Genomic DNA, 16,157 nt, shown 5'->3' with positions numbered 1-16,157 from the left:
AATGAATAAAATAAAAAAAATAATCAATTTATTATTATTAGCGTTTGTAAGTATATTAGCTTTTTTTCCGCTATTATGGATGGCTACAAATTCTTTTAAAACAGCAAATAAAATTATTCAACAACCATTAAACCTGTTTCCTGAAGTATTAGATTTTAGAAATTTCATAGGTGCATTAGAAAAAGCACCATTCGATCTTTATATAATTAATAGTATTATAACAGCATTTGCAATAGTTGTTTTACAACTATTGCTTGGAATTTTGATGGGATATGGTTTATCGAAGTTTGATTTCAAAGGTAAAAAGATTTTGTTTGGATCTATTCTCTTGACATATATGCTTCCAGCAGCAGCGACGTATGTTCCGAGTTATGTTATCCTTGCAAAGATGAATTTAATTGATACAATACCAGGAATTATTATTTCTAATGTGGTAAGTGTGTTTACGATATATATGGTTTACCAAACTTTTTCTTCTGTACCTAAAGAAATGATAGAAGCAGCTGAGATGGATGGAGCAAATAATTGGCAAATATTATGGAAAGTTATGGTTCCACTTTCTAAATCTACAATATTAACAACAGCATTGATACAGTTTGTTATTATGTATAATAACTATATGTGGCCATCTCTAATAACAAACAGTAAGAAAAATTATCTCATAAGTGTGGGATTAAATATTTTCTTTAATTCAAAAGGGAATTTCACACAGAATTTACCGATGTTGATGGCTGCAAACACTATATCAGTATTACCACTATTAATTTTATTTTTAATTTTAAAGAAGTGGTTTATTGAAGGAATAAGCGATAGCGGAATAAAAGGATAAAAAATTAGGAGGGAAAAATGAGAAAATTAAGAAAAATTTCATTAATGATACTTTGTGGTATATTAATGCTTACAAGTTGTTCAGAATCTGCTAAAAAAGCACAAAATGAAAATAGCAGTGGTTCTAATGTTGCATCAGAAGATAGCAGCAAAAAGGAAAAGGTTGAAATTCAATTTTGGTATGGATTAGGGTCTGTTGCAGGTCAGACAATGGAATCAATTATTGCAGATTTTAATGCATCACAAGATAAAGTAAAGGTTGTAGGGGTACAACAAGCCGATTACAACGAAACGTATCAAAAAGTTCAAGCTGCAATAGCTGCTAAACAACCACCAGCAGTTTTTATAGGAAGTAAGATTTCTGAAATGGCTGAATCACAAATAGCTGTAGATTTATCCACATTTATGAATGATAAGACACCAGAATCTGATTATCTTGATGTACTAATGAAACCGGCAAAGATTAATGGTAAAATTTATGCGATACCTGCATATGGAACAACACAAGTAATGTATTATAGGAAAGATTTATTGAATAAAGCGGGCATTAAGCCAGAAGAAGCTTATTCTTCTTGGGAAAAAGTATATGATGCATCTAAAGAAATACAAAAAAAAGGTGTTACAAAATGGGGACATCTTCCAATGTGGGGTGCTGATAATCTTATCGATATAGCTTTGAGCAATGGAGGATCAATCCTTAGTGAAGATGGAAAAAAAGTTACAATAAATTCACCTGAATGGATTGAATCATGGGATTTTATTAGAAAACAAATTTTTGAAAACAAAACTGCAAAGATTGAATCCGGAGGACAAGGATGGGAATACTGGTACAGAACAATTGATAATGTGATGAACGGACAAGCTATGAGTTATACAGGATCTTCAGGGGACAAAGGTGATTTGGATTTTAAAATTATCGGATCATGTCCTCAACCAGGATTGAATGGAAAGCCAGGAAAACCACAAGCTGGTGGACATTATTTAGTTGTACCACAAGCAGCTTCTAAAGAACAACAACAAGCTGCATTTGAATGGATATCATACTTTACTAGTCCAAAAATTTCAGCGAAATGGTCAATGAAAACAGGATACATTCCAGTTAGAAAAAGCGCTATGGAGGATGAGGATTACAAAGCTTTTACAAAAGAAAATCCTTATGCAGTTGTACCATATCAACAAGCGCTTAAAGCTACACCAGTATTTGTTGACCCAACAAAAGGAAAGATTACTGATGCTTTGAGTATTGCAGCAGATAAAATTGAGTTACAAAATATTCCAACAAAACAAGCATTGGATGAAGCTCAAAAAGTAGCTCAAGAAGCATTAGATAAGATTAATAAATAGATTGTTCGAATAGAAATTTGAATGAAATATGATAATTTTTGGAGATAACTAATGAAAGATAGATTACTGTTTAATAATGATAGGAATAATTTCTTAGAAACAAATCTCAAAAAAAAATATGATAAAATTACTTTTAATATAAAATGTAATGTAATCACAATATCGATAAGTTGGAAAAACAATAAAAATTTATTATTTATGTATTTATTTGGACCGGACAAGAATTTGTATGGACAGATTGTTACTAATTCAAAAGATGGAACAAGATGCATATCTACAATAAGCGATTACACTTCTCCTTGTTGCAAAACACTAAAATCAAGTGAAACTTTTCAAGGTGAATGGACAATAGAATATGCAATTTATGGAGAGGTTGAGTCTAATACAGCAAGTATACTAGTAAAAGAAGAGGATGAATTTAATCATAAATTAAAAGAAATAAGTTTAATTGAACGACCAAAAATATCTGAAAATACCATATATGATGAAATGAAATGGTATGCAGGTGATTTTCATACACATACTATATTTTCAGACGGTAAAATGACAAGAGAAGAGAATAATGATATAGCGAAAAAACAGAATCTTGATTTTTTTATTCCAACAGATCATAATATTTTTCATTATAAATGGCCCAATTCTGATGATGTATGTATATATCCAGGTGTTGAGATTACATCAAGTTATGGTCATATAAACTTATTGTTTTCAGAAAAAAATCCGTTTGAAGAACATTCTATATTTGAGATAGAGAATAAACCTTCACTTATAGAGATAATTAAGGAGGCTGAGAAATACTCTATAGTATCAATAAATCATCCATTCATGCCTCCTTGGGATTTTTTGCTAGGTGATTTGCCACTTGAATATGTTAAAATCTTGGAAATAATTAATGATCCAACATATAAAACATCCATAAATGCAACTAATGATGCAATAGACAAATGGAATTGTCTACTGAATGATGGATACAAGGTTGTGGGAATAGGAGGTAGTGACTCACATTTAAGACCAAATGAAAAATATGCAAATTCTAAATATCCTTCTATATTAGGAGATCCAAAAACATATTTATATTCAAAAAGTAATTCTTGGAATGATTTAAAACAAGCTCTTGTACAAGGAGATGTCGTAGTATCGAGAAAAGATTTTATTGACCTTAATTCACACGGCTTGAATAGAGAAAATAACTCTTTTGAGGGAAAAGTGTTCTTAGAAAGCAAACTAACTAACGAAACATTTCATGATCTCGATCTATACCATAATTGGATTGTCGATGGAAAGACAATTTTGAAAGAAAAAGGATTAGTATCAAAATTGAATCAAGAAATAGATTTAAAATATCATTGGATTAGACTTGATATAACTGACGAAGATGATAATTTGTATGGGTTTACTAATCCGATATTCTTTAATCGAGATAAAAAAACTCAAAGTATGAAATACTGGAAAGACTTAATGGTAAAAAAATATGAAAATTAGAGGGATAATATTTGATAAAGATGGTACGTTGATTGAGTTTTCAGATATATGGCGATGCGCAGTTGAAGAACTATTCAATGAATATTCATTATCTGAAGAAGTAAAAAAAGATATAAGAGAAAAAATCGGAATAAAAAGTGATTCGACAATTAGAGAAAATAGTATTCTAGCATCAGGGACGATGGATGAATTATTTGAAGTAATTAGTATGTATATTTTAAATTCTGATGATGAAATTTATGAAAATATGGAAGAATTTTTTTCTGAATATTTAAAAAGTCATTCTAACATGATTAAGGAGACCTGTGATTTAGATGGATTATTCAATGAATTAAAAAATGATGGCATAAAAATCGGTGTAATTACTGCAGATAATTACCGTCAAGCTAGGTTTTGCTTTCAAATTCTTAAATTAGAAAAATATATTGAATTCTTAGGGAGTGGAGATAGATATTTGAATAAGCCGAATCCACAAGCGTTACAAGCTTTTTGCAAAAAATTTTCTCTAGATATAAATGAAGTTGCAGTTGTAGGTGACTCTGACATAGATATGCAATTAGGAAAACACGCTGGACTTTCAATAGGTGTTTTATCTGGTGTCGGAACAGAAAAAATGCTGTTGAATTCTGCTGACGTAGTTGTAAAATCACCATGCGATATATTATCTGTAATAGATAATCATAATAAGCTTCGATAATAAATTGTTACCAAATATAATGAAGTAAAAGTATTACCTTATTTTTTGATTAAATCTATTTGTTTTAAAAGATAAACCACCTGATTGGAAATATTTTCTAATCAGGTGGTTTTTTGAATAAAGATTATAAAGTTTTATAATCGAGTGTTAGTTATCATTATTGTCCGATGAATTGTTATTGTTTCGCTTTCTATTGTTGCCATTTCTGTTATTTCTATTGTTTTCTTTTTCGTCGTCTTTCTTGTCGTTATCTTTATCGTCTTTGTCCTCTTTATCGTCTTTGTTCTTGTCATCCTTGTCTTCGTCATCTTTGTACTTAGGTTTAAAAATATTGAAGATTGTTCTGTCAGAATAACCAGGCATACTATATTTCCAGTCTTTTGGAATTATATTGTTATGTTCTGATGGCTTGTAAGGAGGGTCTCTTTTTATGAAAACTCCCCATCCTAATTCCCATGGAGGAGTTTTGTCCGTTGCTAATTTTCCATCTACAACGTCAATTCTCCTAGATTCATACAAATCGGAAACTTCAGTTGGTTCTGTGCCTGCTTTGTAGACTTCTTCTTTTACAATTCCTCGAGGATCTCTCCAACTGTATTTGCTTGGAAGTTTATTTGCTAAAGTATCAACTTTAACTCTTACTATTCCATCTGGTTCTTCAAATTTAATTGGAATTTTATCTTCTAAAGTATATCTATTTACTGCACTCCAAATTTGTACAACTTTTTTCTGGCTAATTTGAGTCATTTTTAATTGTTGATTGTCAAAACCTAGCCATGTACTAATAGTATAATATGGACTCATTCCAACAAACCAAACATCTTGGTAGTCGTTTGTAGTACCTGTTTTTCCACCAATATCAAAACCGTCTAACCTTGCATATTTGGAATAGTTGTAGTCAGTAGATGTTCTTAGTATGTCTCTCATAATGTATGCAATTTGAGGACTTACAACTTCGTTTTGCTTTTGTGGATTTTCTATGATCACTTTACCCAAACTATCAGTAACTTTTGTAAATGAAATAGGCTCTCTGTATTGTCCACTGTTATTAATAGCATTATATGCTCCCGCCATTTCAACAGGAGTAAATCCTTTAGTTAATGAACCAAGTGCCATTGCTGATGTGTTTTCATCATTTTCAGAAGTATTTTCAGCAGCACTAATATAGTTATCAGCTTTAGGATTTTTTGCATTAATTAATCCAAATTTTTCTAAATAACTTTTTGATTTTTCAATTCCAATATCTTCTAAAACTTTTACTGCAGTAACGTTAATTGAATTTTCTACAGCATATCTAAGAGAAACCAGCCCTTCATAACCTTCATACCAGTTTTGAGGCCATAATTCGTGCTTTTCGTTGTAGTGAGGTAAATCATCTAAGCCTGATGCAGGGGAATATCCATTGTCTAATGCTGGAGTATATACACCTAAAGGTTTCATACTAGAACCAACTTGTCTAGGAATATCAGATGCTCTGTTAGTAGTATCTTTATTATCTGAATATCTTCCACCGACCAAAGCTTTGATTTGTCCAGTTGTTTTATCGACAACCACACTTGATGATTGTGGTTGTTTGATTCCATCCTCATTTATAGTGTAGAAATCCTTAGCAAAAATCAAATTGTCATTGTTGTCGTATTTGATTAAATTTGGATTTTCTTTTATATATTGGCTTGAGATTGTGATGTTACCTTCACCATCTGTATTCAAATTTTTGCCACCAATATTGATTGAAGATATTTTATGAGTTACCAAATTATTACTATCGTTTACTGAGTAATAATCTTTCAAATCCAAATATTTTCCATATTGTTTTACTTTAATTGATTTTGAATAATTAAAAGTGACAGAACCATCTGGGTTTTTAGTGTATTGATCTGGTGAAATAAAGAACTCATCGTTGTCATTGATTATATTTTTCTTTCTAAAATAAATAACTTCATTTAAAGCGTTTGTAATGTTTCTGCCGTCATCGCTTGACCATTTTAATAAATTTGCTGATGAACCATCTGCGATAATATCATCGACTTTTTTATCGTATAATTTTTCCAAATTACTTTGCATATTCATATCAACACATGAATATATCTTTAGTCCACCATTGATTAGTTTGCTTTTAGCTTCTTGTTGTGAGTAACCTTTTTCGATAAGTTTTGCAATAACTTGTTCATAGATAATATCTGAATAGTAGTTGGACAGGTTATCTACGTTTTTAATTCCCGGTTTTATATTAGCTGCGATGTTTTCTTGAAGAGCTTTGTCGTATTCTTCTTTTGTGATTTTATTGTTATCTAGCATTTTTTTAAGAACGTAATCTCTTCTGTCGATAGTTTGTTGATTGTAGACAGCTTTGTATGTTTCACCGCTTAAAGTAACTTCTCCGACGATTTTTGACTGATCTTTTACTTGACCTGGTTCAATCGCCTTGTATAATGCTAAGTTAGTAGGACTCTTCACGATTCCTGCAAGGGTAGCGCATTCTGATAAAGTTAATTCATCTATGTTTTTTTTGAAGTAAATTTCGGCGGCAGCTTGAACTCCGTAAGCATTTTGTCCCAAGAAAACAGTATTCATATATGTTTCCAATAATTTTTCTCTGCCTAAGTAGTTTGTCAATTCCATTGCCAAATAAGCTTCTTTGAATTTTCTATCAAATGACCTTTCATTCGTTAAGTACAAATTACGAGCTAATTGTTGAGCTAGAGTACTTGCTCCACGTTTCATAGAACCAGATTTTAAATTATCAAAAATAGCTGATGTGATACCGATAGGATCCACACCATTGTGTTTGTAAAATCTTTCATCTTCCACAGATGTGAAAGCATCCATCATGTATTTTGGTATCTTATCTAATTTAACAACCTCTCTATATTCAGTGGTTTTGATTTTCTCGATTAAATTTCCATCCTGATCCAAAATTTCTGATGTTTGATTCATCATATTATTTATTTCTTCGGGATTAACCTTTGGAGCTAATTGCATAGCTCGAACTCCAGCTACTCCGATTAATCCACCTACAAATGCAAATATACAAATCAAACATAATATTAAAATTTTTATGGATTTCAATATTATATTTTTATCTTTATTCATAAATTCCTCCATAAAATGTATATACACTATTATACCACAAAGTGTAGATTCAACATATATTCCTAGAAATACGAAGTACATTTTACTTAAAGGAAGATTATTATATAATATAAATAAAGGAGCAACAATGAAAGAAAAAACAATTTTAGTTTATTTTGAATTTAAAAACAAAAAAATAAACGATGAAGATATAAAAGAAATGGAAAGTTTGATTGAATCTTCTGGCGGTGAAGTCTGCGCAATTTCAGAAGTTAGAAAAAACTTTATTGATTCAAAATATTACATAGGAAAAGGGAAATGTCTGGAGATTAAAGATGCTGCAGAAAAAATGGACGTAACAACTTTGATATTTAATGTAGAACTATCTGGTTCAAATATAAAAAACTTGGAAGATATAACTGGACTTAAAATAGTAGACAAAACAAATTTAATTTTAGATATATTTGCAAGTAGAGCTAAAACAAAACAAAGTGTGCTACAAGTTGAACTTGCAGAATACAAATACAGACTTCCAAGATTAATTGGATTCAGAGATCACTTATCCAGAACTGGTGGTGGGATTGGAACTAGGGGTCCTGGGGAAACAAAACTTGAAGTAGATAGAAGAACTATCCAAAAGAAAATTGACAATGTAAAACGAGAATTAAAAAGTATTGATAAAAGTCAAGAAAACATGAGAAAACAAAGACTAAAATCAGATATAAAAATGGTGAGTATGGTTGGATACACAAATGCTGGTAAGTCTACTTTGTCCAACAAATTGGTGAATTTCTACAAAGATAAGTACACGGAAGAGTTTGAAACAGAGGATTTACTATTTAAAACACTGGACACTACTTTGAGAAAATGTACATTACCAAATAAAAAACAATGCCTTGTAATAGATACCGTTGGATTTATTAAAGATATTCCAACAGATTTAATCGAAGCATTTAAGTCAACGTTGTTGGATTTGAAACATTCTGACTTGATTTTATTTATATTAGATTCTTCAAGTTCTGATTTGGACAATCAAATCACTACAACGATGGATATATTAAAAGAATTAAAAGTATTGGACAAACCAATGGTTACGGTATTTAATAAATCTGATAAAAATCCTAACGTGATTTTCCCGTATAATTTGGAAAATAAAGTTAAGATATCAGCTTTTAACGATGAAGACATCGAAATGTTATTGTACAAAATTCAAGAAGAATTATATGGCAATTACAAATGTGTTAAAATGAGATTTGACTACGATCATCAGGACGTTCTGAACACAATTTTACAAATTTTTAAATGTGAAGATGTATCATATAATAATGAAGATGTACGTCTTAAGGTTGAGATTTCTGAATCAGAGATAGAAAAATATGAGGAATTTATATATGAAAAATTATAGAAGTATTCACAAAAGCGTACCTTTTTCTTTTGTAATAAACAAATCAGAATTTATCGGAAATTGTAAGTTTGTGGAATCAGAAGAAGAAGCTTTGGATTTTGTGGATAGTATAAAAACAAAATACAGTGACGCAACTCACAATTGTTCTGCATATATCATTGGAGAGGACAAATTAATTCAGAGATTTGACGATGATGGTGAGCCTTCCCAAACAGCAGGTATTCCAATCCTTGAAGTAATTAAAAAAGAAGATTTGACTAATGTTTGTGTAGTTGTTACAAGATACTACGGCGGAATTAAACTAGGAGCAGGTGGACTCATCAGAGCATACACAAAAGCTTCAAGTGAGTGTTTGAATGAGTCGGTTATCGTAGACAAGAAAATATTTAGAAATTTTCAGATAGAATTTGACTACACCAATGTTGGTAGTATTGAAAACTTTCTGATGAATAATGATATTTACGTAGCTGATAAACAATACTCAGACAAAGTTGTTTTCGATATTTTATTAGATGAAGACAAATATCAGGAAGTAGAAGGCAAATTAATTGATTTGACCAACGATAATATAAAGTTTACGATGATTGAATTTACTTACCAATCATCACTAAATGGTAAGTTAATATTTTAAAATGATGTAAATTGTGATAAAATTTGAAGGTGGATTAAAATGGATTACGCAAAATTATGTGAAGATATAATAAAATGGATAAAAGAAGAAGTCGAATCAGCTAATCTAAAAGGTGCTGTTTTTGGAATTAGCGGTGGAATCGACAGTGCTGTGTTAGCTTGTCTGTGCAAAAAAGCTTTTGGGGATAACGCCTTAGGTTTGATTATGCCAATAAAAAGCAATCCCAAAGACGAAGAAGATGCTAGAATATTAGCAGAAGCGATTGATTTGAATTGTAAAAAAGTCGATCTGAATGGTGGTTTTGATGCATTGATACAAACTTTTGAGAAAACTTCTGTAGAAATGGCTGCATCAAATATTAAGCCAAGACTTAGAATGATAACTTTGTACTATTACGCACAAAACAACGGATATATGGTGCTATCTGGATCAAATCGTTCTGAATTTATGACTGGATATTTTACAAAATACGGCGACAGTGGAGCTGATTTAATGCCACTTTTGAATTTGTACAAGACAGATATTTTCGAAATGGCGAAAGTTTTGAGAGTTCCAGATATAATTATAAATAAAAAACCTAGCGCTGGTTTGTGGGAAGGTCAAACAGATGAAGATGAGTTTGGATTCACTTACGAAGAACTAGATAATTATTTGATGAATAATTCTGAAACTAAATCCAAAGATTTGATTGATAAAAAGATAAGACAAAGCGAACACAAAAGAAAATTTGCGAAATCATTTGAGTTCGATAGAAATAAATATTAAGGATGTGATTTTATGTCAGGACATAATAAATGGAGCAAAATAAAAAACAAAAAAGGTAGTGAAGATGCTAGAAGAGGTAAAGTATTCACAAAAATGGCAAGAGCGATAACTGTTGCCGTTAGAGAAGGTGGAGCTGATCCTGAATACAATCCTAGTTTAAAATCTGTTATAGAAAAAGCTCGTGCAGAAAATATGCCTAACGATAACATCGATAGAGCAATTAAAAAGGCGAGTGGAGACGGAGATTCTGCAAATTACGAAAACATTGTATATGAAGGATACGGTCCAGAAGGAGTGGCTGTTATAGTTGAATGCTTGACAGATAACAGAAATAGAACTGCTTCAGATGTTAGACATTATTTTGATAAATTCGGCGGAAATCTTGGACAAAATGGTTCTGTATCATTTATGTTCCAAAGAAAAGGTCTGTTATTAATCGATGCAGATTCTTTGGACGAGGAAGAAGTAATGATGGACAGTTTAGATGCTGGCGCGGAAGATTTTGAAGCTGATGATGGAATTTTTGTAATTAACACAGCTATGGAAGATTTTGCACAAGTGAGAGATACTTTGTTGGATAAAGGATACAAATTCGTAAAATCTGATTTGGTTTATGAACCATCAAATTACGTTAAAATCAACGACGAAGCTAATGTTGATAAAATGGAAAAATTAATCGATAATCTAGAAGATAGTGATGACGTTCAACAAGTAAGTCATAACTGGGATAACGAATAAAAATGGACAGGGTAGCTTTTTCTATTTTTGGAATAGATATAATGTGGTATGGAATATTGATTACTTTAGGGGTGATTTTAGGCTATGTAGTAGCTGTAAAGTTAGCTAAAGTAGAAAATATTTCAGAAAATACCATATTGGACATTTTAGTCTGGGCACTTCCTATTGCAATTGTAGGAGCAAGGGCTTATTATGTAATATTTGAATGGGATTATTATTCCAAAAATTTAGGAGAAATCATCGATATTCGCGGCGGTGGATTGGCGATTTATGGAGGAATAATTGCCGCAGTTATTACTTGTTATGTTATTTGTAAGAAGAAAAATCTTAAATTTTTGAAAATGCTGGATATTTTTATGCCGGCGATTGCACTGGGACAAGCAATTGGTAGATGGGGTAATTTTATAAATAAGGAAGCTTATGGTACTCCAACTAATCTTCCTTGGGCAATTACAATAGATGGTGTAAAAGTTCATCCTACATTCTTGTACGAATCTCTTGGAGATTTTATTATATTCTTAATATTGGTGTATATATTTAAAAACAAGAAGAAATTTGATGGACAAATAACAAGTTTATACATGATTTTATACGGAATATTGAGATTTTTTGTAGAAGGACTCAGAACTGATAGCTTGTACATTGGAGCATTAAGAGTGAGTCAATTAGTAAGTATTGCAATTGTAATTGCAGGAATAATTTTACAAATTAAATATAAAAAGCAAATTGTTAAGTCAGATGAAAAGTAAATCATCTGGCTTTTTACAAATATAAAAGAGGTGATATATTTGTGTTCTAGATTTGAACTGAATATAAGTAAACTTGATTTATTAAAAAGATACAATAAAAAACAAATCACAAAATTTAATCCAAAAACAGAAGTATTCCCTGGGCAACAAATTTTAACTTTATGTGATGATTTTGATTATATGAGGTGGGGAATTGACGTTGATTTTATGAAAAAATCTATAATAAATTCTAGAATCGAAAAGATTTATACTTCAAAGTTTTTCAAGGAAGATTTCGAATACAGAAGATGTTTGATTCCTGCTACTGCATTTTTTGAGTGGAATCAGAAAAACAAAGATAAGTACAGATTAACTTTTACGAATCAAAAAATATTTTCTATCGCAGGTATTTTCAGAGAATATAAAAGTCAAGAAACCAGTATAAGACATGTGAGTATGCTCACTACAGAGGCTAAAGGATCAATATCTGATATTCATACTAGAATGCCAATTATATTGCCGCAATCTTTTGAACAAACATATTTGTACGGAGAAAATTCCAAAGAAATTCACGAGTTTTTGTTGACAAATTTTATTGACTTAGATATGGAAAATTTATCGGATAGTCAATTAACATTTTTGTAAATTTATGATATAATTTATATGAATATTGAAAAGCGAAGAAGGATAAATAATATAACAATTACAGAGAGTTAATGTATGGTGAAAATTAACAAGTTATAACGGCAGTCTGGAGCTAATAATTCTAAGAGTGATGTTTTATCATAATTAGGGTGGAACCGCGGAAAATACATTTCGTCCCTGAAGTTTTACTTCGGGGATTTTTTATTATTCAAAAAAATGGAGGGTTTTATGAAAAACGAAGAAAAAACTATGGAAAAAATAGTGAGCTTATGTAAATCAAGGGGAATAATATTTCCTGGTAGTGAAATTTATGGAGGATTATCAAATACTTGGGACTATGGTTCTTTAGGTGTTGAAATCAAGAATAATATCAAAAGAGCTTGGTGGAAAAAATTCATCCAACAAAGTCCTTACAATGTTGGCTTGGATGCTGCTATACTTATGAATCCTCAAACTTGGGTGGTTTCTGGTCATGTTGGTGGATTCTCAGACCCATTAATCGACTGTAAAGAATGTAAATCTAGATTTAGAGCTGATAAATTAATTGAAGATTATTTCATGAATGAAAAAAATGAAGAAATAACTGGATTAGATGGAAAATCAGAACAAGAATTGTTAGATATTATAGAAAAAGAAGACATAAAATGTCCTGAATGTGGTAAACACAATTTTACAGATATCAGAAAATTCAACTTGATGTTCAAAACTTTCCAAGGGGTTACTGAAGATAACAAATCAGAAATTTATTTGAGACCTGAAACTGCACAAGGTATTTTTGTGAATTTCAAAAATGTTCAAAGAACTTCAAGAAAGAAAATTCCTTTTGGAATTGGTCAAATAGGTAAATCTTTCAGAAACGAAATCACTCCAGGTAACTTTATTTTTAGAACAAGAGAATTTGAACAAATGGAATTAGAATTCTTCTGTGAACCTGGCACTGATTTGGAATGGTTCGAATATTGGAGAAATTTCTGTAGAGAATTCTTATTAAATTTGGGAATGAAAGAAGAAAACTTAAGACTTAGAGACCACGAACAAGAAGAACTATCATTCTACTCAAAAGCTACAACAGACTTTGAATATCTATTCCCATTTGGATGGGGAGAATTATGGGGAATTGCCGATAGAACTGATTATGATTTGTCAAAACACAGTGAAGGTTCTGGAGAAAAGCTAGAATATATGGACCCATCTACAAACGAAAAATACATTCCATATTGCATAGAACCATCAGTAGGTGTAGACAGAATGTTTTTATCGTTCTTGTGCGATGCTTATGAAGAAGAACAATTAGAAGACAATTCTACAAGAACTGTTTTAAAGATTCATCCTGCATTAGCGGCATATAAAGTTGCAGTTCTTCCTTTAACTAAAAAATTAAATGATAAAGCAATGGAAATTTATAACGAATTAGCTAAGAATTTTATGACTCATTTTGATGATGCTGGTTCAATTGGTAAGAGATACAGAAGAGAAGACGAAGCAGGAACTCCATATTGTGTAACGATAGATTTTGATACTTTAGAAGATAATACAGTTACTATCAGAGATAGAGACACTATGGAACAAAAGAGAATGACAGTTGAAGAAATTATAGAATTTGTTAATAAAGAAATGGAGTTTTAATTATATGACAGAAACATTGAATCCGTTAGAAAATGCAAGATATCAAATAAAAAAAGCTTGTGATATTTTAAATTTAGACGATAGCGTTTATGAATTATTGAAAGATCCTTACAGAGTAATTGAAATAAATATTCCAGTGAAAATGGATGATGGTTCAATGAAAGTGTTTAAGGGTTACAGATCACAACATAATAATGCAATGGGTCCTACAAAAGGTGGATTGAGATTTAGAGAAGATGTTAACTTGGATGAAGTTAAAGCTTTATCTATATGGATGACTTTTAAATGCCAAGTAACAAACCTACCTTATGGTGGAGGAAAAGGTGGAATAATTGTAGATCCATCAAAGCTTTCTGAAGGTGAATTGGAAAGATTATCTAGAGGATTTGTTGATGGAATGTACAAATATTTAGGAGAAGATTTTGATATTCCAGCTCCAGATGTTAATACAAATGGGAAAATTATGAGTTGGATGGCTGATGAGTACAACAAATTAACTGGTACTAATCAAATCGGAACTTTCACTGGTAAACCGATTGAATTTGGAGGTTCCTTGGGAAGAACAGAAGCTACAGGATTTTCAGTAGCTTTAAGCGCAAAAAAAGCAGTTCTAAATTTAAATAAAAAATTAGAAGAAACAACTGTTGCCTTACAAGGATTAGGCAATGTTGGTATTTATACTTTAAAATATGTGCTTGAACATGGTATGAAAGTCAATTACATCATGGAATACAATAAACAAAGAGGAGTATTTGCAATTCACAAGGAAGACGGATTCAATTTTGAAGAATGCTATGAAATCTCTCAAACGAAAGAAAAAGACTTCGCTAGTATTGAAGGATGTGAAGTAATTTCAAATGAGGATTTTTTCGCAGCTGATGTTGATGTTTTGATTCCTGCTGCTTTGGAAAATGCAATTACAACTGAAAATGTTAATTCAATTAAAGCGAAAATCATTGTAGAAGGTGCAAATGGACCTATAACAAAGGATGCAGATGAAATTTTAAATGAAAAAAATGTAGTTATTGTTCCAGATATTTTGGCAAACTCTGGAGGAGTCACTGTATCTTATTTTGAATGGGTACAAAATAAAGCAGGATATTATTGGTCTGAGGAAGAAGTTAGAGAAAAAGAATATTATTTGATTAATAAATCATTTAATGAAATTTGGGAATTATCCGAAAAGCTTAATATAACTTTGAGACAAGCTGCTTATGTACATTCAATCAAAAAAATTAGCGAAACAATGAAAATACGCGGATGGTATTAATGCAAACACAAATAGAATTTAATGATGAATTAAAACTTACTAAAATTAAACAATCATCTTTTAACCCTACCCACATTTTTGAATGTGGGCAGGCGTTTAGATGGTACAAAGAAGATGATATGTCATACACAACTGTTGATGGCGACATGTACTGTAATGTAAGTTTGGTTGGAGATTACGTTTATATTAAGAACTGCACAGAAGATGATTACTATAAAAAATGGGAAAATTATTTTGATTTGAAAACAGATTATTCAAAAATTAAAGAAGAATTATCTTTCAATGAAACTTTGAAAAACGCGTTAGAATATGGTGATGGAATCAGAATATTGAACCAAGATAAATTCTCTACAATAATTTCGTTTATTATATCAGCAAACAATCAAATACCTAGAATTATGAAATCGGTAAATTTAATTTGCGAAAATTACGGTAAATTATTGGGCGAATTTAACGGTAGAAAATTGTATTCTTTTCCTAAGCCTGAAGATTTAGAAAAAGTACCAGTGGAAGAAATGAGAGAAGTGTGTCGCGTTGGATTTAGGGATAAAAGAATTGTAGATGTGGCAAAAATGGTTGCAGATAATGAGTTTGATATATTTGAAATAGATAATTTATCAAATGAAGAATTAAGAAAAGAATTAATCAAACTTCCGGGAGTAGGACCTAAAGTTGCCGATTGTATAATGCTTTTCTCATACAATAGACACAATACATTTCCGGTTGATGTGTGGATAAAAAGAGTTATGGAGTATTTGTTTATAAAAGAAGAAACAAATAAAAATTTGATTGCAAAGTACGCTGACGATTTGTTTGGAGATTATGCTGGATATGCACAGCAATATTTATTCTACTATGGAAGAGAAAACACTATCGGAAAATAACTTTGAGAATTTCATCATAGAAAATAGAAATAAAAAAAGAAA

Annotated in this window: 14 protein-coding genes; 13 read left to right on the top strand and 1 reads right to left on the bottom strand. The window is 30.8% G+C overall.

Features of this window, described 5'->3' with window-relative positions; all coding sequences use genetic code 11:
• Position 1 precedes the first annotated feature (1 nt).
• Genes HMPREF0391_RS08255 through HMPREF0391_RS08240 form a run of 4 tightly spaced genes read left to right on the top strand, consistent with a single transcriptional unit; the run spans position 2 to position 4,351 of the window.
• Entirely contained in the window at positions 2-829 is an 828-nt protein-coding gene (locus tag HMPREF0391_RS08255) for a carbohydrate ABC transporter permease (protein WP_002836598.1), read from the top strand.
• Between the two features lie 17 nt (positions 830-846).
• The gene (locus HMPREF0391_RS08250) at positions 847-2,172 is read left to right on the top strand and encodes an ABC transporter substrate-binding protein (protein WP_002836596.1); all 1,326 of its coding nucleotides are present in this window, start codon (positions 847-849) and stop codon (positions 2,170-2,172) included.
• A 51-nt stretch (positions 2,173-2,223) separates the two neighbouring features.
• A complete protein-coding gene (locus HMPREF0391_RS08245) occupies positions 2,224-3,654 on the top strand; it encodes a CehA/McbA family metallohydrolase (RefSeq protein WP_002836595.1) in 1,431 nt (476 codons plus the stop codon).
• Positions 3,644-4,351 carry an HAD family hydrolase gene (locus HMPREF0391_RS08240; protein ID WP_002836593.1) on the top strand — a complete coding sequence of 236 codons (708 nt, stop codon included), beginning with the start codon at positions 3,644-3,646 and terminating at the stop codon, positions 4,349-4,351. The genes HMPREF0391_RS08245 and HMPREF0391_RS08240 overlap by 11 nt, the downstream gene beginning before the upstream one ends.
• A 147-nt stretch (positions 4,352-4,498) precedes the next feature.
• Here the strand turns inward: HMPREF0391_RS08240 and HMPREF0391_RS08235 are convergent, their stop codons facing one another.
• The gene (locus tag HMPREF0391_RS08235) at positions 4,499-7,444 is read right to left on the bottom strand and encodes a penicillin-binding protein 1A (protein WP_002836591.1); all 2,946 of its coding nucleotides are present in this window, start codon (positions 7,442-7,444) and stop codon (positions 4,499-4,501) included.
• A gap of 127 nt (positions 7,445-7,571) precedes the next feature.
• Between HMPREF0391_RS08235 and hflX the strand changes: the two genes are divergently transcribed.
• The 9 genes from hflX (at position 7,572) to HMPREF0391_RS08190 (ending at position 16,115) form a co-directional block, all read left to right on the top strand.
• A complete protein-coding gene (gene hflX / locus HMPREF0391_RS08230; protein ID WP_035109567.1) occupies positions 7,572-8,828 on the top strand; it encodes a GTPase HflX in 1,257 nt (418 codons plus the stop codon).
• The gene (locus HMPREF0391_RS08225) at positions 8,815-9,459 is read left to right on the top strand and encodes a YigZ family protein (RefSeq protein ID WP_035109564.1); all 645 of its coding nucleotides are present in this window, start codon (positions 8,815-8,817) and stop codon (positions 9,457-9,459) included. The genes hflX and HMPREF0391_RS08225 overlap by 14 nt, the downstream gene beginning before the upstream one ends.
• Positions 9,460-9,498: 39 nt before the next feature.
• Positions 9,499-10,224 carry an NAD(+) synthase gene (gene nadE / locus HMPREF0391_RS08220; RefSeq protein WP_002836588.1) on the top strand — a complete coding sequence of 242 codons (726 nt, stop codon included), beginning with the start codon at positions 9,499-9,501 and terminating at the stop codon, positions 10,222-10,224.
• 12 nt (positions 10,225-10,236) lie between these two features.
• Entirely contained in the window at positions 10,237-10,962 is a 726-nt protein-coding gene (locus tag HMPREF0391_RS08215) for a YebC/PmpR family DNA-binding transcriptional regulator (protein WP_002836587.1), read from the top strand.
• Between the two features lie 2 nt (positions 10,963-10,964).
• Complete coding sequence (gene lgt / locus HMPREF0391_RS08210; RefSeq protein ID WP_002836586.1) at positions 10,965-11,711, top strand: prolipoprotein diacylglyceryl transferase; 747 nt, start codon at positions 10,965-10,967, stop codon at positions 11,709-11,711.
• A 30-nt stretch (positions 11,712-11,741) separates the two neighbouring features.
• Positions 11,742-12,335, top strand: coding sequence for an SOS response-associated peptidase (locus tag HMPREF0391_RS08205; RefSeq protein WP_002836585.1), 594 nt, complete (start codon positions 11,742-11,744; stop codon positions 12,333-12,335).
• A 228-nt stretch (positions 12,336-12,563) separates the two neighbouring features.
• On the top strand, positions 12,564-13,961 hold the full coding sequence (locus HMPREF0391_RS08200; RefSeq protein ID WP_035109553.1) for a glycine--tRNA ligase: 1,398 nt from the start codon (positions 12,564-12,566) through the stop codon (positions 13,959-13,961).
• A 4-nt stretch (positions 13,962-13,965) separates the two neighbouring features.
• Entirely contained in the window at positions 13,966-15,231 is a 1,266-nt protein-coding gene (locus HMPREF0391_RS08195) for a Glu/Leu/Phe/Val family dehydrogenase (protein ID WP_035109551.1), read from the top strand.
• Entirely contained in the window at positions 15,231-16,115 is an 885-nt protein-coding gene (locus tag HMPREF0391_RS08190) for a DNA-3-methyladenine glycosylase family protein (RefSeq protein WP_035109549.1), read from the top strand. Before HMPREF0391_RS08195 ends, HMPREF0391_RS08190 begins: the two co-directional genes overlap by 1 nt.
• Positions 16,116-16,157: the final 42 nt, after the last annotated feature.

It is taken from the genome of Finegoldia magna ATCC 53516, from assembly GCF_000159695.1.
Lineage (GTDB): Bacteria > Bacillota > Clostridia > Tissierellales > Peptoniphilaceae > Finegoldia > Finegoldia magna_F.
This window is presented reverse-complemented; position numbering and strand designations above follow the sequence as displayed.